Here is a 25,680-nt window from a genome sequence, read left to right as displayed (position 1 = left end):
CGAACCGCCGGCCCTGACGGAACGACGGCGGAGGTTTCCTGCAGGCCTCGCGCGTCCGTGTCAACGGACAACATCATACAGGGTGCCGCCGAAGCAGGAGTATGAGCGGTGAGACGGCCGTGGCCGGGACGCGCCTGACCCTGGAGCTGTGGCACCCGGGCTGCTGGGCCATCCAGGCGACCGAGCGACACCCAGGGGGGATCCTCGCGCACGCGGTGTACGACACGCCGGTGGCGGGATCGACGACCGTGAACGGGCTGTTCACCGCCTACGGCGGGACGGAAGCGGACGTGGAACGGCTCGTCCAGGACATCGAGTCGTCGCCGCTGACGGAGTCGCTCACCGAGCTCCAGACGAGCTTCGACACCCGGCGACGGCGGATCGCGCCCGGCTCGGTCTCCCGGGAGTTCTTCCTCGAACACGACCCGAGCGACATGATCTGTCCGCTGCTGCTCGAACACGGCTTCGTCCACAGCGCCCCGTGCAAGATCGAGGACGGCTGGGAGTACTGGGACGTTCGATACGCCGGCGAGCGCTCCGAGATCGAGACGCAGATCGAGTCCGTGTGTGAGAAGACGGGCGCGGAGATCGAGATCGCGAGCATCGGGACGGTCGGGGGCGAACGGGAGCGGGCGCGCCGGCTCGACACCCTGACCAGGAGCCAGCGGGAGGTGCTGGAGGCCGCGCGCGAGCACGGCTACTACCAGTGGCCCCGCGAGACCTCGACCCGCGAACTCGCGGACCAACTCGACATCTCGAAATCGACGCTGCTCGAACACCTCCGGAAGGCGGAGGCGAAGCTTCTCGACCCCTGACACGAACCCCGCACACGCCCGCTTTCACGATCGGGCGGCCAGCCTCGCGAGCGAAGCGACGAACGGCCGAACGGCCGGCGTCGTCGCGCGAAGCGTGGACGATCGGAACTTTTCCACCCGACCCGAGGAATAACTAACCGGGAAATCGGGGAAACCCACCCCGGTCGTGCATTCCGGGACCCGACCATGGACGGGTAGGGGTATTTCCCCCTTTACCCGAGTGGATTCACCGTCATGGTAGCGAACCACACAGGTACTGTCAATAGGCGTACGTTACTGAAGGGAGTCGGGGCCGGTGGGCTCGCCGCGACGGCGGGCTGTCTGGGGCTGGGCGGCGGTGGCGGCGCCGTCACCATCGGCCAGCCGGCCGCGCTCACCGGGCAGTGGGACTTCCTCCAGCCCGGCGTCTCGAAGGCGACCGACGTCGCCGTCCAGCAGATCAACGACGCGGGACTGCTCGACGGCCGCGAACTCGCCATCGAGCGCCGCGACACCGCGGTGGAACCCCAGGAGGCCCGCACCGTCGTCACGCAACTCCTCGAGAACGACGACGCGGTCGCGCTGCTGGGGCTGTTCTCCAGCGAACTCAACCCCCTGTACGACTTCATCCAGGATCAGGCCACGCCCGTCATCACGCCCTGGCCCGGGTCGAACTTCCTCGACACCCGCGGCGGTGACCACGGGACGCCGGAGGACGTCTCGGACGACGAGTGGATCTGGCGCACCGTCATCAGCGACACCGTCCACACCGCGGGCGCGGCGCTGCGCGCGCTCGACGAGGACCACGACACGGTCGGCATCATCAACGGGAACACCGAGGGTGCCCGCTCGTGGGTGAACGGCTTCCGGAACGCCTACGAGGCGAACGACGGCACCGTCGCCGAACAGGTCGAGGTGAGCCAGGGCTCCTCGAGCTACCAGTCCGCGCTCGACCGCCTGTTCGAGAGCGACTTCTCGGCGTTCGCGGTGAGCCTCCCGCTGGAGGACGCGACCACGCTGATGAGCGACTGGGCGGACGGCGGCTACGGCCGCCAGCCGATCCTCTCGGACCCGCTCGCACAGCAGGACCTCATCGACGCCGTCGGCGAACCACTCAACGGCGCGTGGGCCGCCAGCCCGGGCGAGTCCGGGCCGAACTACTCGGCGTTCGAGAGCGCCTACCAGGCCGGCGAGGGCGACGCCGAGATCAACGCGTGGACGGCCCCGGCGTGGGACGCCACCATCGTCACCGCGCTCGCCATCGAGCGGGCGGGCGAGGCCACCGCGGAGGCCGTCGAGCAGAACCTCGGCCCGGTCAGCCGCGGCCCCGGGACGGAGGTCGCCGACTTCACCGAGGGGAAGGAGGCGCTCGCGAACGGCGACGAGATCAACTACCAGGGTGCCGCGACCGACGTGAGCTTCACGCAGTTCGGGAACGTGCTCGGCTCGGTCGTCATCAACCAGGTCCAGGACCAGGAGTTCACACAGATCGACACCATCACGGCCCAGGAGCTCCAGGAGTTCGTCCCCGAAGGCGAATACTAGAGAATGGGCCTGGTTCAGAACGTCATCTTCGGGCTCGTCCAGGGGTCCTACATCGCCATCGCCGCGATCGGGTTCACGATGATCTACGGCATCGTGAACATGATCAACTTCGCGTACGGCGAGTACCTCACGATCGGCGCGTTCGTCGGGTTCGTGGCCGCGACGGCGCTCCCGCTCCCGCTGCCGGCCGCGGTCCTCGTGGCGATGGCGGGCGCCGGCGTCGTCAGCCTCCTGCTCGCCAAGGCGTTCTTCACGCCAATCAACCACACGGGACCGGTGCCGATGCTGCTGACGTCGATCGGCCTCGGCCTCGTGCTCCGGAACGTCATCCGGCTCGGCGCGGGCCGGAGCGCGCGCCGGTTCGACGTCGACACCGTGACCTACCAGTTCCGGGGGATCCCCGAGGTTCCGATCGGCCCCGTCGACCTGCTGGGTGACTTCTTCGTCACGTCCGAGCACCTCGTCGTCATCGGGTCCGCGCTCGTGGTGTTCCTCGCGTTGCACGCGCTGTTGACGCGCACCGACGTCGGCATCGCCATGCGCGCGATGAGCGACGACGTCGACCTCGCGCGCGTCCGCGGCATCGACACCCAGCTCATCCGGAACGCGGTGTGGGTGCTCGCGGGCATGCTCGCCGGGCTGGCGGGCGTCCTGCTCGGCGTGCAGACGAACGTCAGCGTCAGCACGGGGTTCAGTCAGATCCTGCAGATCCTGGCCGCCGCCATCCTCGGCGGCGCCGGCAGCCCGTACGGCGCCATCGCGGGCGCGTACGTCATCGGGCTGGTGCTGGCGCTGTCGACGGCGTTCCTGCCGGCGTCGATGACCGGCGTCTCGTCGGCGATGGCGTTCCTCGTGCTCGTGCTGGTCCTGCTCGTGAAACCGAGCGGCATCGCCGGCCAGGAGGTGCGTGAGGCGTGAGCGTCAGCGATCGGCTCCCAGACACCGTCGGTCGGCGGCTCCCCGAGGGGGACGGCGCGACGGCGGCGGCGGGCGGCCTGCTCGCCGTCGTCGTGGCGCTCCTGGTCGCGTGGCTGCCGGTCACGACGCCCATCCCCGGGCCGCTCAGCGTGTTCGTCGAGGTCGGCGTCCTGTTCGGCCTCTACGGCATCCTCGTGCTCGGGCTCGACCTGCAGTACGGCCACACCGGGCTCGTGAACTTCGGGCACGTCGTGTTCTTCGCCGTCGGCGCGTACACGGTCGCGATGCTGTCGGCCGTCGACTCGTTCTCGGGCGTGAGCCTCGGCTACCCGTGGCCGCTCGCGCTGGTCGCGGGCGTGCTCGCGGCGGCCGTCGTCGGCGGCGTCATCGGCGCGACGTCGCTCCGGCTACGGGACGACTTCCTCGCCATCGCGACGCTCGCGGCCGCCGAGATCTTCCACAACGTCACCGTCAACTTCGACGGCACGTTCGGCGGGAACACCGGCATCCTCAGCATCCCGCGGCCGCTCGACGAGCTCGCGGGCGACTTCGACACCGCGCTGCTGGCGACGCTCGTGCTGTTTGCCGGCCTCATGCTGCTCACGTACGCGGCGCTCACGCGACTCACGGAGGCCCCGTACGGGCGGGTGCTGCGGGCCATCCGGGCCGACGAGCTCGTCACGCGCTCGGTCGGGAAGTCCACGCTCCGGTACAAGATGGCCGCGTTCGTCTACGGCGCCGCGCTCGCCGGCCTCGCCGGCGGGCTGTTCGCGCTGTACAACGGCGCGGTCGCGCCGGGCTTTTTCACCATTCAGGTGACCGTGACGGTGTGGATCGGGATGCTGCTCGGCGGCGCTGGGAACCACCGCGCGGTGCTGGGCGGGCTCGCGATCATAATGGGCCTGCGGCTCGTCTCCCGGTTCGCCAACGAGGCGATCCCGGTCACCGCGGGCACGTTCGCGTCGGTCCGGCTCATCGTCGTCGGCATGATCCTCGTGCTCGTCATCAGGTACCGGCCGGCGGGCATCTGGGGCGACCCGGACGAGCTGGGGGTGGACACGTGAGCCTCCTCGAGGTCGACGAGCTCCGCAAGAAGTTCGGCGGCCTGATCGCCATCCACGACCTCTCGCTGTCGGTCGACGACGGGGAACTCGTCGGCGTGATGGGGCCGAACGGCGCTGGGAAGTCGACGCTGTTCAACTGCGTCAGCGGCGTCGTCGCCCCGGACGCCGGCTCCGTCGTGTTCGACGGCGACGACGTCACCGGGAAGCAGCCGGAGGTCGTCGCCCGACAGGGGCTCGTGCGGACGTTCCAGCACACCCGACAGCTCGACACCATGACCGTCCGGGAGAACGTCCGGCTCGCCGCGCCCGACCAGCCCGGCGAACGCGCGGTCGCGGCGCTGGCCCGGACGGGCGAGATGCGGGAGACCGAACGCGAGGTCGCCGCACGCGCCGACGAGCTCATCGAGACGTTCGAGCTCGACCACCTGGCCGACGAGTACGCCAGCAACCTCTCTGGCGGCCAGCGGAAGCTGCTCGAACTCGCGCGCGTGCTGATGCTCGATCCCGATCTCCTCCTGCTCGACGAACCGTTCGCGGGCGTCAACCCGACGCTCACGAACGAGATCGCGTCGTTCATCCGGGAGCTCAACGAGGACGGGATGACGGTCGTCGTCATCGAGCACGAACTGGAGACGCTGACCGAACTCGTCGACCGCCTCGTCGTCCTCCAGCAGGGCTCCGTGCTCGTGGACGGGAGCCCAGCGGACGTGCTGGCCGACGACCGCGTCATCGACGCCTACCTCGGAGAGTGACCATGCAGGATACACGACCCACGACCGGAACCGACCCACGACCCAGGACGGGGTTCGAGTCGCCAGCCGCGGAGGTGGCAGGGTGACGCTGCTGGACGTCGTCGACCTCGACGCCGGCTACGGCGACCTCCAGGTGCTGTACGACGTCGACCTCACCGTCGAGGCCGGCGAGTACGTCGCCGTCGTCGGGCCGAACGGCGCGGGCAAGTCCACCGCGATGAAGGCGGTGTTCGGGCTCGCCGACCGCTTCGACGGCAGCATCTCGTTCGACGGCGAGGACATCACGGGGCTCGCCCCCGAGCAGGTCATCCGGCGCGGCCTGAGCTACGTCCCCCAGACGGAGAACGTGTTCCCCTCGCTCACCGTCGAGGAGAACCTCCGGCTCGGCGCGTACGTCGAGGACGAGGTGTCCGAGGACCGCAAGCGGGCGGTGTTCGAGCGCTTCCCCGTCCTCGAGGAGCGCCTCGACGAGCGCGCCGGCTCGCTCTCGGGCGGGCAACAGCAGATGCTCGCGATGGGCTGTGCGCTCATGCTCGACCCGGACCTGCTGCTGCTCGACGAGCCGTCGGCAGGGCTCGCGCCGGACCTCGTGGACGAGATGTTCGACCGCATCGACGCCGTCAACGACGGCGGCACGTCGGTGCTGATGGTCGAGCAGAACGCCAAGGAGGCGCTCCGACGCTGTGACCGGGGCTACGTCCTCGCCAGCGGCGAGAACCGCTACGAGGACGACGGCGAGGTGCTGCTGACCGACGAGGAGGTCCGCCAGCAGTTCCTCGGCGGCTGACCCCGGGCCGTCCCGGCGGACGGTTCGCGGGTCCTCTTTAGCCGTCGATCAACCCGACGTACGGCCGACCGACAGGTTCGGTCAGCGGAAGCCAGCCCACCGTTCCGCTCTTGAATGACTCCCGGCCGTCGATCTCGAACTCCACGTCCGCGAAGGGATTACCCTCGCCGGCGTCGCCGTCGCCACCGCCGTCGACGCCGAGCAGGTAGGCGACCGGTCGCGGCCCGAACCGGTCGAGCCGGTCGGCGAGCGGGCCGTCACCCGTCGGTTCTGTCAGCGCGACCGGCGCGTCCGCGAAGCGGGCCAGTTCGACGTCCATCGACGGAAGTCGCCCGCGCTCGGGATCGGCGAGGTCGAAGGCGGCCGTGAGGCGGTCGCGCGCCGCAGCGAGATCGGGTACCCCGAGAACCACCGTGTCGACGCCGCGGACCGGCGAGCCCGCGAGTTCGCCGGTCGGCTCGACGCGGCGCTCGCGGGGCGTCCGGTCGGAGATGAGAAAGGGGAGCGTCGCGCCGGGGTCCGCGCGGTCGTCGAGAAACGCGAGGTCCCACGCGACGCGGGATCCGTCGGGCCGCTCGCGCTCGTAGCCGTGCGGGCCGTCGACGGCGACGCCCCGCTCGCGGAGCCGCTCGGTCTCGGCGTCGATGTCGTCCGCGCGGACGGCCCAGCCGCACGGCCCGCCGTTTTCGTGGATCGGGTCGTCCCACCACGACGAGTCGGCGTCGGACTCGACCGTCGAGACGAGTTCGACGTAGCTGCCGTCCCGGAACCCGACGCTCGCCATGTGCGTGACGCCGTTCGAGTGGGTGCCGCCGTACTCGGCGGCGAGGCCGGCCTCGGTGAACGCCTCGGCGAGCGCGTCCAGGTCGCGGCCGGCGACCGTGACGTGGTCGATTGTGAGGCTCATGGTGAGTCCACGGTCGGCTCTCGGGGTGGGGACAGTTGGTCGTATCGGCGACACTCTTCGGTCCCGGTCGAACTGCGACCCGGAGCGGCTCTCACAGTTCGTTCGCGTACGTGTACCCGTCGGCGTCGATCCGGTCGTCGTAGAACTCGCCGACGCGGTCGTAGCCGGCCGACTCGTAGAACGCGACGGCGCGGTCGTTCTCGGCCATGACGCCGAGTTCGATCCGGTCGCCGCCGCGCTCACGGACCGCCGTTTCGGCCCGGTCGAGCAGTCGCCCGCCGATCCCCTCGCCCCACCGATCCGGGTGGACGTAGATGCGCCCGAGGTCGAACGTCGCCCCGCCCTCGCGGGGCCGCGCCGAGACGAAGCCGACGACGCCGTCGCTTCCCAGCGCGGCCCGCAGAACCACCGCGTCGGCCGCGACGAGCGCGCGGAACGACTCGGCGTCGTAGTGCTCGTTCAGGAACGACTCGACCGCGTCGCCCCCGATGATCGGGGCGTGCGCGACGTGCCAGGCGCGCTCGGCGACCCGGCACAGCCCGTCCACGTCGTCCCGTCGGGCGGGACGAACCTCGACCGACATACGGGGGAAACGGCGCGCTCGCATGAAAACGGTACCGTCGGCGTGACCGTCCGACCGCTCGACCGTCACGGCCGGCTCTGCCGACGCGACCGCTCAGGCGACGTTCCGCTCGACGAGTTCCTCGCCCTCGTCGCCGAACCGGTCGCTCGACAGCGCGTCGACGTCCACGAGCGAGGCCTCGCCGTCGACGCAGAGCTCCGCGACCAGTTGCCCCGTCGCCGGCGCGTGCTGGAAGCCGTGGCCCGAAAAGCCCGCGGCGGTGATCAGTCCCGGCACGGTCTCCTCGAGGATCGCGTGGTGGTCGGGCGTCACCGCGTACAGCCCGGCCCAGCCGCGCTCGATGCGCGAGTCGCCGTCGAAGTAGCCCACGTAGTCCGCGGCGTGCTCGACGGCCGTCGCGGCCCACTCGATGTCCATCGACGTCGAGTAGCCGTCCGGGTCGACGTCCGGGTCCGGGCCGCCGAAGTGGCCGCCGACGAGCGCGGTCCCCTCCCGCTCGGGCCGGAAGTACGACCCCGTGTCGAGGTCGATGGTGAGGGGGACGTCCTCGGGGAGGTCCTCGGTCGGGTCGACCACCGCGACCTGGCGGCGGCGCGGGCGGATCGGCAGGTCGACGCCCGCCATCGACGCGAGCTCTGCCGACCACGCGCCGGCCGCGTTGACGACGGCGTCCGCCTCGATCCGCTCGGCCGCCGTCTCCACGCCCGTCACGGTCGGCTCCCCGCCGCGTTCCTCGGAGAGCACGTCCGTCACGGGCGTCTTCGTGCGGATGTCCGCGCCGGCCTCCCGGGCCGCGGTGGCGTACCCCTGGACCGCGAGGTTCGGGTCGGCGTAGCCGTCGGCGGCGTTGTAGGTGGCCGCGACGAAGCGCCCCGGGTCGAGTTCGGGACAGTGGTCGGTCGCCTCGGCGGGCGAGAGCAGTTCGCTGTCGACGCCCAGATCGTTCTGCATCGCGACGTTCTCGCGGAACCGGTCGGCGGTCGCCTCCTCCCGCGCGAGGAACAGGTAGCCGTGCTTCCGGTAGGCCATGTCGACGCCGAACGCCGCCTCGAACGTGTCCCACACCTCGCGGCTAGCGAGCGAGAGTTCGACGTTGACCGGCGTCGAGAACTGCGACCTGATGCCGCCGGCGGAGCGGGCGGTGCTTCTGGTCCCGAGCGCGCCTGCCTCACAGAGGGTCACGTCGGCCCCCGCACGAGCGAGGTAGTACGCCGACGAGAGCCCGACGATTCCTCCCCCGACGACGACGGTCTCCATACGTACGCCGGTCCGCGTCGGACCCGAATAAGTGTACTCCCACGCGGGCTCGCCGACCGTGACCGTCGTCACGTCCAGGGCGACCGGCGATCGAGTCGTCGCCGGGCCCTCGCGGACGGGGCAGGAAGACCTAACCCGACGGGTTCCGTCCCGACCGGCATGGTACTGTTCCTCTCCGACGGCGACCTCGAGCGGGTGCTCGAACTCGACTCGCTCGCGCCGGTCGTCGAGGACGCGCTCGTGAAGCAGGCCGCAGGCAGCGTCGAACGACCGGAGCGCCCCCACTACCCGGTCGGAACCGGGCTCGACTCCGAGGAGCCGCTCGGAACGGGGCTGGCGATGCCGGCGTACGTCCACGGCGGCGACTACTTCGCCACCAAGCTCGTCAGCCTCCACGACGGGAACGCCGCCCGGGGGCTGCCGACGCTGCACGCACAGATCGTCCTCTCGGACGCCCGGACCGGCCGGCCCGTCTCGTTCATGGACGGCGCTCGCGTCACGAACGCCCGCACCGGCTGCATCGGCGGGCTCGCCGTCCGGGAGCTCGCACCCGAACCGATCAGGCTCGCCGTGCTCGGCGCGGGGGCACAGGCCCGCTGGCAGACCCGCGCCATCGCGACGCTGACCGAGGTCGAGTCCGTCGCGGTGTACTCGCCCAGCGACTCGAAACACGACTGTGCCGCCGACCTCCGCGAGGAGGGGATTCCGGCGCGTGCGGCCGACTCGCCCGCCGAGGCGGTGGCGGACGCGACCGTGGTGGTCACGGCGACGACGAGCACCGAACCGGTGTTCCCGGCCGAGGCGCTCGCGCCCGGAACGCTCGTCGTCGCCGTCGGGGCCTACGAGTCGGGGATGCAGGAGCTCGAATCGGCCGTCTTCGACCGCGCCGCGCGGGTGTTCGCGGACGTGCCCGAGGAGGTGGTCGAGGTCGGCGACGTCGCCGCGACCGACCTGACCGTCGGAGACCTGCTACCCATGGCGAGGCTGTTCGACGGGAGCGCGGGCCGTGAGTCCGCCGACGAGATCATCGTGGTCGAGAGCGTCGGCAGCGCCGTCCTGGACGTCGCCGCCGCGACCGAGCTGTACGGGGCGGCCCGCGAGGCGGGCATCGGCACCGAGCAGTCGACGTGATTTAATTACTTCCAAGAATAGTATCGGCGTCGGATACTCCCAAAAGTCATATTCGAGCGCGTCGTCATCCCGGCCGGAACACGAGTCATGGCCGAACCAACCGACCGGATACGGACGACACACGTCGGGAGCCTGCCGCGCCCGCCGGAACTGCGCGAGCTGTTGAAGCGTCGGGACGCCGGGGAGGACGTCGACGCCGACGAGTGGTCGCGCGCGGTGCGCGAGGCAACCGAGACCGTCATCGAGCGACAGGACGCGGTCGGACTCGACGTCATCAACAACGGCGAGCAGCCCCGCGTCTCGTTCAACTGGTACGTGGCCAACCGGGTGTCGGGGATCGGCGGCACCCGCGAGGCGCCGCTGTGGGACGACCTCCAGGACTACCCGGAGTACGCCGAGACGGAGTTCGTCACCGACGCCATCGACCTGCGGAGCCAGCCCGCGGTCGTCGAGCCGGTCGAGTACGTCGGGGCCGACGCGGCACGGGAGGAGCTCGACGCGTTCTTCGACCTGCTCGCGGCGACGGACGTCGAGCCCGAGGAGACGTTCATCACGGCCGCCGCCCCGGGCGTCGCCGCCGCCTCGCTGTTCGACGACCACTACGGCTCGCACCGCGAGTTCGTCTTCGCGCTCGCGGACGCGCTCCGCGAGGAGTACGAACTGATCGCCGAGACGGGCGCGACCCTCCAGCTCGACGCGCCCGAGCTGCTCGCGTCGGGCCACCGCGGCCCGCAGGACAAGTCCCTCGAGACGCTGAAGGGGATCATCCGGCTCCACGTCGAGGCGCTGAACGAGGCCGTCGCCGACGTCCCGGACGAGCAGCTCCGCCTCCACACCTGCTGGGGGAGCTACGAGGGGCCACACCACCGGGACGTCGAACTCGAGAAGGTGCTCCCGGAGCTGTACGACCTCGACGTCACCGGCATCAGCATCGAGCAGGCGAACCCGCGCCACCAGCACGAGTACCGCGCGTTCGCCGAGCACCCCCTGCCCGACGGCTGGTACCTCATGCCGGGCGTCGTCGACGTGAAGACGAACGTCATCGAACACCCGGAGACGGTCGCCGACCGGCTCGAACGGGTGGCCGACGCCGTCGGCGATCCGACCCGCGTCGTCGCCGCGCCCGACTGCGGCTTCGACACGCAGGCGGGGCTGGCGATGGTCGACCCCGAGATCGCGTGGGCGAAGCTCGAATCGCTCGTCGAGGGCGCGAGCGTGGCGAGCGACCGGCTGTTCTAATCGGCCGCTCTGATCGGCCGTTCTGATCGGCGCTCCGAACGCGCGACCGGCACTACGGCTAAGCGTCGCGGCCGCTAGACGGACACCCATGAGCCCACCGCATCGGATCGGGCTGCTCGGCTACGGACGCATCTGTCGGGCGCTGGCCGGCTACGTCGACCGGGACCCCGCGTTCGAACTCGCGTACGTCCACGTTCGCTCGCCCCGGAACGACCTCCCGTCGGACGTGCAGGTCACGGACGTGACCGAACTCCCCCACCGTTCGGCTGACCTCGTGATCGAGGGCGCGGCCCCGGAGGCCGTCCCGGACCTCGCCGAGGCGGTGCTCCCCGCGGCCGACCTCGTGCTCCTGTCCGGGTCCGCGCTGGCCGACCCCGAGGTGGAGGTGCGCCTCGACCGGCTGGCCGCCGACCACGCGAGCGCCGTCTACCTGCCACACGCCGCCCTGCTGGGCATCGACGGCCTCGTCGACGCGCGCTCGGAGCTCCGGTCGGTCGAAATCGAGGCGAGGAAGGCCCCCTCGCACCTCGATTTCGCCTACACCGACGAGTGGGACGAGGCCGACGTCACCGAGCCCACGGTACTGTACGAGGGCCCCGTCCGCGGGCTCTGCCGGACCTTCCCCCGGAACTTCAACTCCCACGCGGCGGTTGCGCTGGCGTCGCTCGGACTCGACGACACCCGCTCGCGGCTCGTCGCGGACCCCGAGGCCGACTCAGCGCTCCACGTCGTCTCGGCGAGCGGCGACGGCTTCGACCTGGAGATCACCCGCGACAGCGCCATCGAGGGCGTGACCGGCGACTACACGCTCGTGTCGATCTGGGGGTCGATCCGACGGATCCTCCACGCCGACGACGGCGTGCGGTTCGTCTGACCCCCGGCGGCGTGCGGTTCGCCCGACCCCCGGCGACGTGCGGTTCGTCCGACTCCCGGCGACGCCCCGGCCCGGTCACCCGGAAGATCCGCCCGACGACCGATCCGCTCACAGCGCGTACCGCAACTCGACGATGCCGCTCTCGAAGGCGGTCTCGTCGACGAGATGGAGCGAGCGTTCCGGCCCGTCCTCGGCGAACAGCCGGATCCCCTCGCCAAGCAGGACCGGCACGATCGACAGCCTGATCTCGTCGACGAGGTTCTTCCGGACGAACTCCCGTGCGAGCGCCGCCCCGCCAACGAGCCACACCGTGTCGTACTCGGCGTCGAGATCGGCGGCCAGGTCGGCGACGTCGCCCGCGAAGAACTCGACGGCGTCGCTCGCCCGGGGCAGGTCGCGGTGGGTCGTCACGTACGTCGGGACGTCGCCGTAGGGCCAGCCGGCAACGGCCGCGTCGTCGCCATTGCCGTCGTCGCCACCGCCGTCGGCGTCGGGAGCCCGGTCCTCGGCGTCTCCCGCGAACTCGGTGACGATCTGCTCGTACGTGTTCGCGCCCATCACGAGACAGTCGACCGTCCCGAAGAACGCCTCGTACCCGTTCTCGCCCGGCTCACCGTCCGGGTACTCGTCCTCGAACGCCTCGAGCCAGCCGACCCCGCCGTCCGCGTCGGCGAGGAAGCCGTCGAGGCTGGCCGCGACGTAGAGGCAGACCTCGGCCATCGACGGTCACCGGGTCCCGTGGGAGGGCTCGCCGCGTTCCGCCTCGTCGCGCTCCTCGGACTGCCGATCCGCGACCGTGTACGCGTCGTAGATGGCGAAGAGCCAGACGGCGGGGTAGAGGAGGAACCCGATCAGGATCGCGGTCGAGAACACCGCGAGGACGCTCGCGACGAACACGACGAGCCCCTTCTCGAGCTCCCGGTTGTACAGCTGACCAAGCCCGGGGACCAGCGCGGAGAAGACAGCCGCGACGAACGGGTTGCCACCCTCCAGCAGGTCCTCGACCAGCCTGTCGATCGTCGACCCCGGCGATGCGCGGGGCCCCCCGGTCTGGGACGCGCCACAGTCCGGACAGTATCGTGCGTCGGCGTCGATGACGGTTCCACACTCCCGACAGAACGCCTCGTCGGGGCCGCGCTCGCGGGACCCGGACTCGACGCCGCCACCCCGGTGCTCGTCCCCGGCCCCGCCGCGCACGCGCTCGGCGTCGTTCACGCCGTCGTCCGTGCGCTCCGGTTCGTTCCCGCCGTCCGTCTCGTGGGAGGGCATCGTTCCTCCTCGGTCCCGAGAGCGGCTAAAGATACCGGTGGGGCCCCGGTCGCTGCCCCGCGGCTGGCCCGGCGTGGATCGTCGTCCGACGGTCTCACTCATCCCCGGACGCGTCGGAACGCTCGTCGAACGTCGCGTCGGCGACCGTGTTCCTGTGGAGTTCGTTCGGGCCGCCGGCGATGGTGAGCAGGCGCGCGTCCCGGAGGTAGCGCTCCACGTGGTGCTCGTCGGTGTACCCCTTGCCGCCGTGAAGCTGGAGCGCGTCGTTCGCGTTCTCGACGGCCGCCTCGGTCGCCCTGACCTTCGCCATGCTCAGCTCCCGGTCCACGCCCGCCCCGCGGTCCGCCCGCGCGGCGGCACGGAGCGTCAACAACCGCGCCGCGTCGACCCGTTCGGCCATCTCGGCGACCCGCCAGCGGACGCCCTGGAACTCGCCGACGGGTCGGTCGAACTGCTCGCGTCCGCTCGTGTACGCGACCGTGTCCTCGAGGGCCGCGCGTGCGATGCCGACCCCGCGTGCCGGGACGTTCACGCCGGTCGCGACCGCCCCGCGCTGGACGTACGCCTCCCCCTCCTCCCCGACGAGTCGGTCCGCCGGAACGCGCACGTCATCGAGGGAGACGCGGGGGGACTTCGCGCTCCGGGCGCCGAGCGTCCGCCACACCTCCTCCACCTCGAACTCGTCGGTCGGGACCAGGAACGCGCTGACGTTGTGCGGGGCGTCCGCGTCGGGGCCGGTCTTCGCGTAGGTGAGCACGACGTCGGCGTCGAGGAAGTTCGTCACCCACTCCTTGTGGCCGTCCAGCACCCACTCGTCCCCGTCGCGCTCTGCGGTGGTCTCCATCGCCAGCTTGTCGCTCCCCGCGTTCGCCTCGCTGAGACCGAGCGCGCCGACCCGGTCGAACGTCGCCATCTCCGGCAGGAACGCCTCCCGCTGTGGTTCGGTCCCGAAGCGCTCGATGACCGCGGCGACGCCGAGGTGGAGCGCCATCGCGCTGGCGACCGACATCAGGCCGGCCGCGAGCTCCTCGGTCACGACGGCCAGTTCGACGAGCCCCTCCCCGCGCCCGCCGTACGACTCCGGGACGGTGAGCCCGGTCAGGCGGCGCTCGCCCAGCGCGTCGAGGATGTCGGCCGGGTACTCGCCGTTTCCGTCGAGTTCGATCGCCGCCGGCCGGATCTCCTCCCGGGTGAACGCGCGGACGTCGTCGCGCAGTTCCCGCCGTCGCTCCGAGAGCCGAAACTCCATGCTCGGCCCTTGGGACCCGGCAGTCAAATTCGTTTCCGGGGGACGTCCTCACGGGTGTCCGCCCGGCCGTCGAACCGTGAGGTGACGAGCGGGCCCCGTCGGGCGGCGATCTCCCGTCCCCGGGGTAGCGGACCGTCGCGGATCCGGATTCGTCGTCCTACACCGGAACCGCGTCGAGCAACGTCGTGAACAGCGGGCTCTCCAGCACGCCGGCGCGACCGGCCCTGATGATCGCCGCGACGATCACGAGTTCGAACGCGGTCACGGCCAGCGTGACCACGTCGGCCCACTTGCTCGTCACGGGGACGCCGACCGGGATGTCGTAGTAGCCCGGGAACGGGTGGAAGATGCCCATCCCCTTCACGTTGCCAAGCAGGTCGAGCGCGTAGTGGGTCGTGATGCCCAGCCAGACGTACTGGAGGTTCCCCGTGAAGTACGGGAACGCGACGAAGATCCCCAGCACCCAGACGTTGTGGAACGTCTTCCGGTGGGTGCCGAAGGACGTGTCGATGTCGGGGAACAGCGCGCCGAGGACGACTGGCACCCCGACGAGCACGACGCTCTGGAGGGCTGCGACCGAGACGGTCGGTTCGAGCAACAAGCCGGTGCCGACACCGAGCAGCACCGCGTTCACGACGTGGCCTCTCTCGTTCATCCGGGTCGGCCTCGGGCGAACAGGTTTAGGACTCTTTCGCCCGCCGTCTGCCGATCGTCTGACGCAACTCGGCTCCGTCTCCGTCTCCTGTCGGCCGGGCGACCGATCCGGGACGGGGATTCAGTCTCCCACCACTGCGAGCGTCTACCCACCCAGCCGCTACGCCGACCGGGCCAGACCCCTGCGGCAGGCGGCCCAGGCTGCTGCGGTCGGCCGGCCCGGACCACTACGCCCGTCCGCCCGGACCCCTGCGGGCCTCGTCGAACGGCACGAGTACCCCGGTCGTGTGACAGGTCACCGCGACGGGACGGTCGGAACGGCGTGACTATCGGGTTGCTACCCCCGGCCACCGCGGCTCGGAGCGGGGTTCCGCGGACGACCGGCGGGCGCGGCCGGCGTCGAAAGCTCGGCTTACCGCGACCACGTTCCTTCGGCCGGACGTGAACGATGTCGGACCTATACGCCCTGTCACGTCGTTGTACGTGTCGATGTACCCGTTCGACATGTCGCGGCGGGAGTTCCTCGGCGCCGCGGCGATCGGCGGCGCCTCGGTCGGCATCGGCGACGAGCCCCTCCGGGAGCGGGCGGCGACGACGGCGGCGCGACGCCCCCGTGGCGAGTGGCTCCAGGTCGGTGAGGACGCCCTCCTGGAGATCGTCACCGCGGCGGAGGGAGCGCTGTTCTACGAGTTCACGGTCGAGGGAACGGTCTCCAAGGCGTTCGGGGGCGATGCCGCCGCCGAACTCCGGAACGACGACCTGGACGAGCGCCGCTCGGGCCTGGTCGCCGTCGCCGGCGAGAGCGGCAACGGGGAGGGCGACGCCTACCGGCTCTCCGGGAGCGTCGTCGACTTCGAGTACAACGACGGGGCCGCGCCGGCCTTCGAGGTCCTGCTCGACGGTCGTGACGTGACCGACCGGGTGACCTCGTTCGACACTCCGGACGCGGAACTCGGCCGGGACCTGTTCGAGGTCAGGACGGGCGGCGGGGGGACGCTGGAGTACGAGGTCGTGGCCGACGGTCGGATCACCAAGGCGTTCGACCGCGGCGGGAACTCGGCCGAGGTCGAGGACGACGTCGACCGCTTCCGCGACGGCGCGTGGGGCGTGCTCGGCGCGACGGGCGACGGCGACGGTGACGCCTTCTACCTGTACGGTCCGATCATCGAGTTCGAGCACAAGGCGGACGGTGCGCCCCCGTTCACCCTCCTCCTGAACGGCCGGGACGTCACCGACCGGCTGCTCGCCGGCGAGCGCGTCGGCGACGACGGCGGGACCGGGGAGGACGGAACCGACGCCGACGAGACGGACAGCGAGCAAGACGAGGAGGAGACCGCCCGGCAACTGGACGCGTGGATCGATCCGTCCTGCTACTACGCGACCGTCGAGGCCGAGTCGTACGACGAGGTCCGCCTGGAGATGAGTGACGGATCCGTCCCCACGTTCAGCGGTGACTACGCCGGAGAGCGGGTGTTCGGCTTCGCCGGCAGCGGGCAGACGGACGAGGACGCCGAGACGTTCGGAGCGTACCACGGCTGGATTCGGGAGGTCGTCGTGCTCGACGGCGACGCGCGGGCGAGCGCGACCCACGACCGCCGGGGGTGCGTGGACGTCGAGTTCGGCTGTGAGGCCGCGACGCTGTCACATCCGACCGACGTGAACGTCGACGTCAACGCCTACTTCGCCGACGGGACCACCAAGGGGTACGACGGCGGGTTCGGGAACGAACTGCGCGTCGTCTCCCCGGGTCGGGTCCTCGACCGGCTCAGCTTCGACACACCCAACGAGGTCGTCGTCCGGAACCCGAACTCCCCCTGTGGCCCGGGCGAGCACGCGACGCGGTTCAGCGACGACTGCACCGAGGTCACGGTCGGCGCCGCGGAGTTCGGCTCGCTCCCCCGGACGTTCCAGTTCGCCGATCTGGCGTTCGCCGACGGGTCCGAACGGCGGGTCGGCGAGCGCGGCGGCGACCCGGCGTACGCCGCCCCGGTGACGTTCGCCGGGACGGGCGAGAACGAGGGAAAGGCCATCGAGAACGTCCGAATCTCCGCCGACGGGGGCGACGTGAGCTTCAACGTCGTGAACGCCGCCGACTGCGTCGCTACGGCGGGGACGCCGACGGAGGAGCCGACTGACTCTCCGACGACGGGTGCGACCGACACGCCCGAGGCCACGCCCACAGACGCGCCGAGCGGGACGCCGACCGACGGCCCGGAGTAAGTTCCGGACCGCGGGTCGCGGCGTCCCCGGCGTTCGACGTTCCGGCCCGGACTGCTGGGACCGAACGACTGATACGGCGGAACTGACTACTCGGCCAGTGTGATTCCGGGCTCCTCCCGTCGGCGTGTCGGTTCGCTCGCCCCGCGCAGCCGCGGGTTCGACGGGTGGTCCTGAGTGGGCGACGTTCGCCCCCGTGCGGTGATCCTCGCGGTCATCGCCTGCACGTTCTTCGTCGGCTTCGGCGGCGGCGTCGTGTTCCCCATCCTGCCGAACCTCGGGGCGGTGCTCGGCATCTCCCCGTTCCTGGTCGGCCTCATCCTGAGCGCGAACCGGTTCGTCAGGATGGTCGCGAACGCGCCCGCGGGGGCGCTCGTCGACCGGGTCGGCACCCGCCGGCCGTTCATCGTCGGCCTCGTGGTCGAGGGCGTGGCGACGCTGGGCTACAACGTCGCGCTGGCCTCCTCACTCCCGGAGGTCTGGTTCCTCCTCGCGCGGGTCGCGTGGGGACTCGGCAGCGCGCTCGTGTTCGCGACGGCCTACACCATCACGGCCGACGTGAGCGAGGCGTCCTCCCGGGGGACGAGCATGGGGTTCGTCCGGGCGGGCATCACGTTCGGCTTCCCGGCGGGGCTGGTGCTCGGCGGCGTCGTGAGCGACATGTACAGCGTCTCGACCGCGTTCGCGCTCGCGGCGGCGTTCGCGCTGGTGTCGGGCGGGCTGGCGTTCCTCACGGTCCCGGAGACCCACGCGAGCGAGTCGAGTTCGACGGTGCGGCCCTGGGACGTCGACCGGAGCACGCCGGCGCTGACGGCGGGGCTCGTCAACTTCGGGCTCTACTTCTCGTACGCCGGCGTCCTCTTTGCGACGCTGGTGCTGCTGCTGGGAGAGCGTGGTATCACCGTCCTCGACTACTCGGCCCAGGGCACCTCGGGGTTCCTGATGGCCGCCACGGTGCTCGCCGGGTCGGCGTTCATGCTCGTCGGCGGCACGGTGAGCGACCGGCTGGAGGCCAGGATCCCGGTCCTGCTGACGTTCCTCCTGCTTGCCTGCGGCGGGTTCCTGCTGCTCGCGGTCGCGGACACCCGCGCCGACCTGCTCGTGGCCTGTCTCGCCATCGGCGCGGGCCAGGGCGGCGTCGGCGGCCCGCTGATGGCGCTGCTGGCTGATCTGACCCCGACCGATCGGATGGGCCGCGCGACGGGGACGAACAACGTCCTCGGCGACGTGGGGGGCGGACTGGGTCCCATCGTCTCGCTCCCGGCGGTGGAGGCGCTCGGGTTCGTCCCCGTCTACGCGGCCTGTGCGCTGATCCCGCTGCTGGGCGGCGTCGTCCTGCTGGCCGGCACGTACCGGCACACGGGCGAACTCAACCCCGACGTCGCCGAGACGCCGGCCCGGTGAGGCGCGATGGTCCCAGGGGCGAGAGAGGATGGGTCGCACTCGGATGGGTCCCCGTGGCCGACGGCATCGGACGGGTCGCGCTCGGACCGGTCGCCGTCGCTCACGCCGTCGGACAGTTCGGTCACGCGCCGGCGGTCCGCGCCTCCCGCGTGAAGTCGCGCCAGTAGTTGACCGTCCAGAAGCTGAGTCCCGTCCCGATGAGCCCGGCCGCGACGAAGTAGAAGAGGAGCTGTGAACTCAGGATTTCGCTCGGGTAGGCGATGGCGTACACGACGCCCTCGCCGGCCAGCGCGCCCGTGACTAGCGTCAGGAGGCCCACGCCCGTCGCCGCCGAGAGCACCGTCCGCCCGTCCGTGTCGAACCGTGCCAGCCCGACGATGGTGACGACGAACGCGACCGCCATCACGAGCACGTAGGCCGGGAAGCGCCCGCCGATGCCGGTGCCGATTTCCGTCGCCCGTCCGGTCAACAGCGACAGCAGGCCGACGAAGTCGGCGGTCAGCACGACCGTCGAAACCGCGACCAGCAGGACGATCTGCTTGAGCTGGCCCTCGAACCAGCTGCTGGAAGACATGTGCGAGCACAGCCGTCTGGGGGCGAAAAAGGTACCGACGGCTCCCGCGCCGGTGACAGCGGCCGGACATCAGCCGCGGGCGTCCGACGCCACGGCGCCCGGGTCACGGGACGGTAGCGCCCGGCTCACGACAGAAGGCATATGGCGGCCCCTCGCGCACGTGGGTGTGAACGATGTCAGGCATCCCGGACGAGATCAGGATCTCCGATGATGGCACCACCCTGCCCGTCATCGAACTCCTCACCGGCCGCGGGTTCGTGACCGGCAAGTCCGGGAGCGGCAAGTCTAACACGGCGAGCGTCATCGCCGAGGAGCTGCTCGAACTCGACCTCCCGCTGCTCATCATCGACACCGACGGCGAGTACTACGGGCTGAAGGAGCGCTACGAGATGCTCCACGTCGGCGCGGGCGACCTCTGTGACGTGCAGGTGTCGCCCACCCACGCCCAGCGCATCGCCACGCTCGCGCTCGAAGAGAACGTCCCGGTCATCCTCGACGTCTCGGAGTATCTCGACGTGGACGAGGCCCGTGACCTGATCCACGGCGTCGTCAAGACGCTGTTCGTCAGGGAGAAGAAGGCGAAGAAGCCGTTCATGCTGCTCGTCGAGGAGTGTCACGAGTACCTCCCCGAGTCGGGCGGGCTCGACGAGGTGGGCGAGATCCTGCTCCAGGTGGCAAAGCGCGGTCGGAAGCGCGGGCTCGGTCTCTGTGGGATGTCCCAGCGGCCCGCGGCCGTCGACAAGGACTTCATCACCCAGTGTGACTGGCTCGTCTGGCACCGGCTCACCTGGGAGAACGACACGAAGGTCGTCGGGCGCTTCCTCGACGACGAGTACGCGGGAATGGTCGAGGAGCTGAACGACGGCGAGGCGATCCTCGTCACCGACTGGGACGAGGAGGTCAACCGGGTCCAGTTCCGCCGGAAGAAGACGTTTGACGCCGGCGCGACGCCGGGGCTGGAGGACGTCGAGCGCCCCGACTTCCGGACGATCAGCGCCGACCTGGAGGCCGAACTCCAGATGGTCGACCCCTCGGCGGAGGTGGACGACTCCACCTCGAACGGCTCCGGCGGCGACTCCGGCACCCAGACCGCGTCCCCGGACGGGGTTCGAATCACGGAGGACGGGGACGCCGACGCTGATGGCGACGATGCGGGCGACGCGGACGGCGGGTCGGCCGCCGGCGACGGCGCCGGCGGCGCCGGCGAGACGGACACCAGACCGCGGTCGAGCACGGCCGACAGCGGCGCGATGACGGGCGGCAGCGGGACGAACGGCGGCTCCGGTGGCGGGTCGAGTCTCGGATCCGGGTCGACGACCGCGAGCGCCTCCTCGACGGCCGGCGGGTCGAGGCGGTCCAGCCGGGCCAGCGCACACCGCGAGATCGCACGCAAGCGTCGCCGTCGACGGCGGAACCGCGAGCCGGAGGACAACATCGTCCTGGAGGCGAGCCACCTCGTCGCCTACGGCGTCGAGTCGGTCATCTGGCGGCTTCGCTACGGCGTCTTTCGCGTCAGGTTCGCCGTTCGGCGGGCGCTGAAGCGCTCGCGCGAGCGGACGCGGCGGGCGGGTCGCCGGCTCGGCGTCGACCCGCGGCTGCTCGCGGCGCTGCTGCTCGGCTCGGCGGCCCTCTTCGCCGGGCTGTTCCTGCTGACGGTCGCTCCGTGACTCCTCGACCGAACCGAATCCGGCCGACCCTTCTTCAGTCGGGTGATTCTCGACCCGCGCCGGGACGAACGTGTCGCGGCCGGTGGCGAACCCACGGCGCCCGGAACCCCGACGCCGGCGACCGAGTACGGTCGGCCATCCGGGTTCGGGCCGCGCGAAAGGTCGGCCTGTTCGCTCGCTCGATGTCGACTAACTCTCAATTGCTGAAGTGCCGTAATCGTGCTTACTGAACCGTAAGGATACCTTTCGAGGCTTAACGGTTTCAGGGGTTTATCCCGTCAGCAAGCGTCAGGACGTGCCGCGATGGAGGCATTGAAATGACAGTGCGGAACACAGTCGTATCGCTCGTCGCGGCGCTGGTCGTCGTGTCGGTGCTGACGCCCGCCGTGGCCTGGACCGCGGGGGCACAGGAGGACGGCACGGAGGCGTCCGGCCTCGTCGTGGAGTCGCTGGAGGCGACGCCGTCGGTGACGCCGAACGCCAGCGTCGACGTGAACGCGACGATCACGAACCCGACCGACGAGGAGGTGACCGAGGACGTCGCGTTCAGGCTGGCCGGGAACGACCGGGACGTGGTCGTCCGCCAGTCCGTGACGCTCGCGGCGAACGAGTCGACGACGGTGAGCATGACGTACGACACGGGCGGCTTCGACACCGGCGACTACATCCACGGGGTCACGACCGCGAACAGTAGCATGTTCGCCACCCTCGAGGTGACCACCGAGGCCGACGTGAGCTTCGCGGCCCACGAGACGAACGGGACCGAAGTGGTCGTCGACTCGGCGTTCCTCCCCGAGGGCGGCTACGTGACCATCCACGACGCCACGCTGCTCGAGGGCGACGCGATCGGCAGCGTCGTCGGGGTGTCCGAGTACCTCGAACCGGGCTACCACGACAACGTCACGGTGACCCTGTACGACGACGTCCCCGGCGCGAACTTCACCGAGAGCGAACTGACCGAGAGTCAGCTCCTCATCGCGATGCCTCACATGGAGACGAGCGGCGCGATGGCCGACAACGCGACCGAAGTCGGTGACGACGGAACCGACGAGAACGAGACCGACGGGAACGAGACCGCCGAACCGTCGGGCGAGATGACCTACGACTTCGTCTCCACGAACGGGACCGAGGACGGCCCGTACACCGAGGACGGTGAAGCGATCACGGTGTCCGCGCCGGTGACGCTCGCCGACGAGGCGGGCGACGACGCAGACGCCAACGAGACCGACGACGAGACGGTCGGCAACGAGACCGACGCGAACGAGACCGTCGGTACGGAGACCGATGCCGACGACACGAACGGCACCGAGACGGCCACCGACGAGGAAGCGGTCTCCGACGACGAACCCGCCGACGACGAAACCGTCGGCACCGAGACCGCCGAGAACGAGACGGTCGGTACCGAGAACGGAACCGAGACGGTCGGCACCGACACCGCCGACAACGAGACGGTCGGAAACGAGACGAGCGTGACCGAGACGGCCGAGGACGACTCGCCGCTCCTCGGACCGCTCTGGCGGAACTGATCCGGGGAGGACCCGAGCGGACCGACCGCCCGACGAACGGACCGGCGGCTCCGATTCCCGCGCGCCCGACGCCGGTCCGGAACCCCGGCGCCGCGGGTGACGGTCGCGTCGGGCGTGGCTCGTCCCGCCGGAGGAACGCGTCGGAGAACTGGGTCGAGCGGTTCGACGGCCGTTTGCCGTCGATGACGCCCCGGCCGTGGCGACGGGCCACCGAACTGCGCGCGAATCGCACCGGCGGATTTCACGCGAAACCGAAAGACTGCGGTGGACTGTTTCGACCGCTCGCGCGGCTTCGTTCCGTATCGTTGCGGCGGTTCCGCTCGAGGGTGCCGACGAATCGTTTCCGAGAATTTGAAACAGAATGAAACTGTGGCTGCCGTGTACGGAAACTCATCAGGACGGGTATCCGGCTTTTAGGTAGGTCTCGCCCTGGCGAAAAACGCCATGTCAGGAACGTCGCGCCCGTCGGCGGTACGCGAGAACGGCTCGCGTCCGCCCGGTATCGCGGACGCGGGGAACGTGCTCGTCCTGGGGGACCCGCACGGCTCTTCCGCGTTCGAACGCCATCGACCCGAACTCTCGACGGACGGCCCGCTGCTGTTCGTCGCGTTCACGGGTGCGGACGTGCGGATGCTGGAGACCCACGGGGACGAGCGCCGGGACTGCTACGTCGTGGACGCGACCCCGCAGGGGGTCGCGCTCGTGGACGAGACCGACCGAGTGACCGTCGAGTCGGTCTCCTCGCCCGCGAACCTCACGGACGTGGGGGTCGCCATCGACAAGCTGCTCGACCGTGCGGGGGAGACGGACGGGCAGATCGACTGCTGTGTCCCGTCGCTCACGGCCCTGCTCCAGTACGTCGACAGACAGCGTGGCTACCGGTTCTGCAACGCGATGGCGAACCGCCTCGCGGCCGCGGACGCGTTCGCCCACTACCATCTCACGCCGGAGGCACACGACGAGATGACCGTCGACACCTTCGCGTCGCTGATGGACGCAGTCGTGCGCGTCGACGCCGACGGGGCGACCGTGATCAAGCGTCGCTGACGGGGCGACGTGCGAGCGAAGGGCACCCACTGAGCTGACGTGGCCCGGTTCCCGCGGTGGGTTCCGGCGGCGTTCGGGGGGACGCCGCCGTCGACCCACCAGCCCTCCAACGAAGAAATATATCGAAACTGACCGTTTCACTTTAGAACGCGGTGCTGGACGGTAATATTTCTGGTAAATTATGGTACCGTTTCGGACTGTTTCATCAGTTGCAACAGTCGCAACCGCGGCGCGAAAGGGTTAAGTCCCAGAACGGAAACGGCTGTACGAACCAGGAGTCCAGCCCGTGTTCAGCACTCGACCGAGCCGCGAGACCGTCCGAGCCGTCCTCGTAGCGGCCGTGCTGCTCGTGGCGCTCCTCGCGCCGGTCGCCGGGGTCTCGGCCCAGGAGGCCGGCCAGGTCACCATCGCCGAGAGCGGGTTCGGCCAGGCGGACGTGTTCGCCACGCGGGGGGACACGCAGTTCGTCTGGGCCGACGAGGTGACGACGGTGAACGTGACGCTGGAGACGACCGGGAGCGAGGGCGACGGCCACTACGAGGTCTGTGTCAGGTCGGAGCCGGCCGACGACCGGTCGGCGAGCGACCTCGACTGTCAGGAGGTCGTCCTCTCGGGCAACAGCACGCAGGAACTGACGTTCTCGTTCGACGGCTGGCCCGAGGCGTTCCGGGGCGAACAGACGGTGAGCATCGTCGTCACCGCGGACACGCTCACGCGCGAGGAGGCCGCGCGCGAGACCCACAACGTCTCGGTCATCGAGAAGAGCGCCGACGCCGACGCCGACGGCGCCTCGAACCAGCGGGAGGTCGGCGGCGGGACGAACTTCACCGATCCGGACACGGACGAGGACGGACTCGTCGACGGGCTCGAACTCGACACGTTCGGGACCGACCCGACCCGCGCCGACACGGACGGCGACGGCCTGAACGACGGCGTCGAGGTGAACACCCACGAGACGGACCCGACCCGCGCCGACACGGACGGCGACGGGCTCGACGACGCGGTGGAGGTGACCGAGTTCGGCACGGACCCCAACCGTGCGGACTCGGACGGCGACGGCCTGAACGACGCGCTCGAGGTAAACACCCACGAGACGGACCCCCGCGACCCCGACACGGACGGCGACGGCCTCTCGGACGCCGCGGAGGTGCGCCAGCACGAGACGAACCCGACGGCGGCCGACACCGACGACGACGGCCTCTCGGACGCGCTGGAGGTCCACACGTACGACACGGACCCGACGACCGCCGACTCCGACGACGACGGCCTCTCGGACGGGGTGGAGGTGAGCGAGTACGGGACGGACCCGACGACCGCCGACACGGACGGCGACGGCCTCACGGACGGCGTCGAGGTGAACACCCACGAGACGAACCCCAACCGGGCCGACACCGACGGGGACGGGCTGAGCGACGGACTGGAAGTGAACCGGTACGACACGGACCCGACGAACGCCGACTCGGACGGCGACGGCGTCGGCGACGGGAACGAGGTCGACGCCCCGCCCCAACTCCCCCTGCTTCCCGTGCTGCTGGGCGTCCCGTTCCTCGCGGCCGTCCTGGGTGGCGCGCTCTGGGCGACCCGGGAGCGCTGGCTCCCGCACGTCCCGGGCCGGGTCCGGGACGCGGCCGCCGAGTCGCGGGTCGCCGGCTGGATCGCGGCGCTCTGGCCCACCGTCCGGGCCCGGATCGACGAACTCAGGACGCGAGTCGGCGACGCGATCGGCGGCGGGACGGAGGGGAGCGCGAGCGACCCGTCGGGCGGTGGCGACCCGCGGGACGCGCCTCCCGAGGACGGACCCGCCGAGGTCCCGCTGGAGATGTTGAGCAACGAGGACGCGGTGCTGGCGGTGCTGCGGCGGAACGGCGGGCGCGTCAGGCAGTCGGCGCTCGTGGACGAGACCGGCTGGTCGAAATCGAAGGTGAGCCGGGTGCTCTCGCGCATGGACGACGCCGGGCAGGTGACCAAGATCAACGTCGGTCGCGGCAACGTCATCACGCTGCCCGGCGAGGAGCCGGAGGGCGCCGACTCGCCGTTCTCGTCGTAGCGCTTCCGTCCGGGTTCCCGGCCGGCCGCTCGTCGAGGTTCCCATCGTCGCAGGTCCGATCGCGGACGGCCTCCCCGGCGGTCCCCTCCTCGGCGGGCCGGGAGCCGAAAATCGACCCGCGCGTGTGGACGCCGTCGGGTGACTTCCGTCGGCTATTTACCGCCCGCCCCGTGAT

At 70.7% G+C, this 25,680-nt stretch carries 23 protein-coding genes; 15 read left to right on the top strand and 8 right to left on the bottom strand.

Annotation, left to right across the window (positions count from 1 at the left end; genetic code table 11):
* The first annotated feature begins 101 nt into the window (after positions 1-101).
* The 6 genes from RJT50_RS13775 (at position 102) to RJT50_RS13750 (ending at position 5,860) form a co-directional block, all read left to right on the top strand.
* Entirely contained in the window at positions 102-815 is a 714-nt protein-coding gene (locus RJT50_RS13775; protein ID WP_313692070.1) for a helix-turn-helix domain-containing protein, read from the top strand.
* 234 nt (positions 816-1,049) lie between these two features.
* Positions 1,050-2,339: an ABC transporter substrate-binding protein gene (locus RJT50_RS13770; protein ID WP_313692069.1), complete on the top strand. Its 1,290-nt coding sequence runs from the start codon at positions 1,050-1,052 to the stop codon at positions 2,337-2,339.
* Between the two features lie 3 nt (positions 2,340-2,342).
* Complete coding sequence (locus RJT50_RS13765; RefSeq protein WP_313692067.1) at positions 2,343-3,257, top strand: branched-chain amino acid ABC transporter permease; 915 nt, start codon at positions 2,343-2,345, stop codon at positions 3,255-3,257.
* Entirely contained in the window at positions 3,254-4,321 is a 1,068-nt protein-coding gene (locus RJT50_RS13760) for a branched-chain amino acid ABC transporter permease (RefSeq protein ID WP_313692066.1), read from the top strand. Before RJT50_RS13765 ends, RJT50_RS13760 begins: the two co-directional genes overlap by 4 nt.
* Positions 4,318-5,073, top strand: coding sequence for an ABC transporter ATP-binding protein (locus tag RJT50_RS13755; protein ID WP_313692065.1), 756 nt, complete (start codon positions 4,318-4,320; stop codon positions 5,071-5,073). Before RJT50_RS13760 ends, RJT50_RS13755 begins: the two co-directional genes overlap by 4 nt.
* 82 nt (positions 5,074-5,155) lie before the next feature.
* Complete coding sequence (locus RJT50_RS13750; protein WP_313692063.1) at positions 5,156-5,860, top strand: ABC transporter ATP-binding protein; 705 nt, start codon at positions 5,156-5,158, stop codon at positions 5,858-5,860.
* 37 nt (positions 5,861-5,897) lie between these two features.
* On the opposite strand, the gene RJT50_RS13745 is transcribed toward RJT50_RS13750, so the two are convergent.
* The 3 genes from RJT50_RS13745 to RJT50_RS13735 all read right to left on the bottom strand — a co-directional run bounded on the left by RJT50_RS13745 (position 5,898) and on the right by RJT50_RS13735 (position 8,607).
* On the bottom strand, positions 5,898-6,767 hold the full coding sequence (locus RJT50_RS13745) for a VOC family protein (RefSeq protein ID WP_313692062.1): 870 nt from the start codon (positions 6,765-6,767) through the stop codon (positions 5,898-5,900).
* Between the two features lie 91 nt (positions 6,768-6,858).
* The gene (locus RJT50_RS13740; protein ID WP_313692061.1) at positions 6,859-7,350 is read right to left on the bottom strand and encodes a GNAT family N-acetyltransferase; all 492 of its coding nucleotides are present in this window, start codon (positions 7,348-7,350) and stop codon (positions 6,859-6,861) included.
* A 93-nt stretch (positions 7,351-7,443) separates the two neighbouring features.
* Positions 7,444-8,607 (bottom strand): NAD(P)/FAD-dependent oxidoreductase, encoded by a 1,164-nt coding sequence (locus RJT50_RS13735; protein WP_313692060.1) that lies wholly within the window; start codon positions 8,605-8,607, stop codon positions 7,444-7,446.
* A gap of 159 nt (positions 8,608-8,766) precedes the next feature.
* Here RJT50_RS13735 and RJT50_RS13730 point away from each other — a divergent pair, with 159 nt between their 5' ends.
* The 3 genes from RJT50_RS13730 (at position 8,767) to RJT50_RS13720 (ending at position 11,851) form a co-directional block, all read left to right on the top strand.
* Positions 8,767-9,738 (top strand): ornithine cyclodeaminase family protein, encoded by a 972-nt coding sequence (locus RJT50_RS13730; protein WP_313692059.1) that lies wholly within the window; start codon positions 8,767-8,769, stop codon positions 9,736-9,738.
* A gap of 87 nt (positions 9,739-9,825) precedes the next feature.
* Positions 9,826-10,977 (top strand): cobalamin-independent methionine synthase II family protein, encoded by a 1,152-nt coding sequence (locus tag RJT50_RS13725; RefSeq protein ID WP_313692058.1) that lies wholly within the window; start codon positions 9,826-9,828, stop codon positions 10,975-10,977.
* An 88-nt stretch (positions 10,978-11,065) separates the two neighbouring features.
* Positions 11,066-11,851, top strand: coding sequence for an aspartate dehydrogenase domain-containing protein (locus tag RJT50_RS13720; protein WP_313692056.1), 786 nt, complete (start codon positions 11,066-11,068; stop codon positions 11,849-11,851).
* 108 nt (positions 11,852-11,959) lie between these two features.
* Here the strand turns inward: RJT50_RS13720 and RJT50_RS13715 are convergent, their stop codons facing one another.
* From RJT50_RS13715 to RJT50_RS13700, 4 genes are all read right to left on the bottom strand, one after another.
* Complete coding sequence (locus RJT50_RS13715; protein WP_313692054.1) at positions 11,960-12,571, bottom strand: dihydrofolate reductase family protein; 612 nt, start codon at positions 12,569-12,571, stop codon at positions 11,960-11,962.
* A gap of 6 nt (positions 12,572-12,577) precedes the next feature.
* Positions 12,578-13,120, bottom strand: coding sequence for a zinc-ribbon domain-containing protein (locus RJT50_RS13710; protein ID WP_313692052.1), 543 nt, complete (start codon positions 13,118-13,120; stop codon positions 12,578-12,580).
* Between the two features lie 94 nt (positions 13,121-13,214).
* Entirely contained in the window at positions 13,215-14,369 is a 1,155-nt protein-coding gene (locus RJT50_RS13705) for an acyl-CoA dehydrogenase family protein (RefSeq protein ID WP_313692051.1), read from the bottom strand.
* A 157-nt stretch (positions 14,370-14,526) separates the two neighbouring features.
* A complete protein-coding gene (locus tag RJT50_RS13700; RefSeq protein WP_313692050.1) occupies positions 14,527-15,024 on the bottom strand; it encodes a metal-dependent hydrolase in 498 nt (165 codons plus the stop codon).
* A gap of 488 nt (positions 15,025-15,512) precedes the next feature.
* Here RJT50_RS13700 and RJT50_RS13695 point away from each other — a divergent pair, with 488 nt between their 5' ends.
* Together RJT50_RS13695 and RJT50_RS13690 are read left to right on the top strand one after the other, a co-directional pair.
* Positions 15,513-17,243, top strand: coding sequence for a PT domain-containing protein (locus RJT50_RS13695; protein ID WP_313692048.1), 1,731 nt, complete (start codon positions 15,513-15,515; stop codon positions 17,241-17,243).
* 174 nt (positions 17,244-17,417) lie between these two features.
* A complete protein-coding gene (locus RJT50_RS13690; protein WP_313692046.1) occupies positions 17,418-18,644 on the top strand; it encodes an MFS transporter in 1,227 nt (408 codons plus the stop codon).
* 121 nt (positions 18,645-18,765) lie between these two features.
* On the opposite strand, the gene RJT50_RS13685 is transcribed toward RJT50_RS13690, so the two are convergent.
* Positions 18,766-19,218 carry a hypothetical protein gene (locus RJT50_RS13685; RefSeq protein WP_313692044.1) on the bottom strand — a complete coding sequence of 151 codons (453 nt, stop codon included), beginning with the start codon at positions 19,216-19,218 and terminating at the stop codon, positions 18,766-18,768.
* A 173-nt stretch (positions 19,219-19,391) separates the two neighbouring features.
* Between RJT50_RS13685 and RJT50_RS18680 the strand changes: the two genes are divergently transcribed.
* From RJT50_RS18680 to RJT50_RS13665, 4 genes are all read left to right on the top strand, one after another.
* Complete coding sequence (locus RJT50_RS18680) at positions 19,392-20,885, top strand: ATP-binding protein (RefSeq protein WP_425499684.1); 1,494 nt, start codon at positions 19,392-19,394, stop codon at positions 20,883-20,885.
* 317 nt (positions 20,886-21,202) lie between these two features.
* The gene (locus RJT50_RS13675) at positions 21,203-22,411 is read left to right on the top strand and encodes a DUF7282 domain-containing protein (protein WP_313692043.1); all 1,209 of its coding nucleotides are present in this window, start codon (positions 21,203-21,205) and stop codon (positions 22,409-22,411) included.
* A 444-nt stretch (positions 22,412-22,855) separates the two neighbouring features.
* On the top strand, positions 22,856-23,458 hold the full coding sequence (locus RJT50_RS13670; protein ID WP_313692042.1) for a DUF7504 family protein: 603 nt from the start codon (positions 22,856-22,858) through the stop codon (positions 23,456-23,458).
* A gap of 286 nt (positions 23,459-23,744) precedes the next feature.
* Positions 23,745-25,505 carry a helix-turn-helix transcriptional regulator gene (locus tag RJT50_RS13665; RefSeq protein WP_313692041.1) on the top strand — a complete coding sequence of 587 codons (1,761 nt, stop codon included), beginning with the start codon at positions 23,745-23,747 and terminating at the stop codon, positions 25,503-25,505.
* The last annotated feature ends 175 nt before the right edge of the window (positions 25,506-25,680 follow it).

The organism is Halobaculum sp. XH14 (genome assembly GCF_032116555.1).
GTDB classification, from domain to species: domain Archaea; phylum Halobacteriota; class Halobacteria; order Halobacteriales; family Haloferacaceae; genus Halorarum; species Halorarum halobium.
This window is presented reverse-complemented; position numbering and strand designations above follow the sequence as displayed.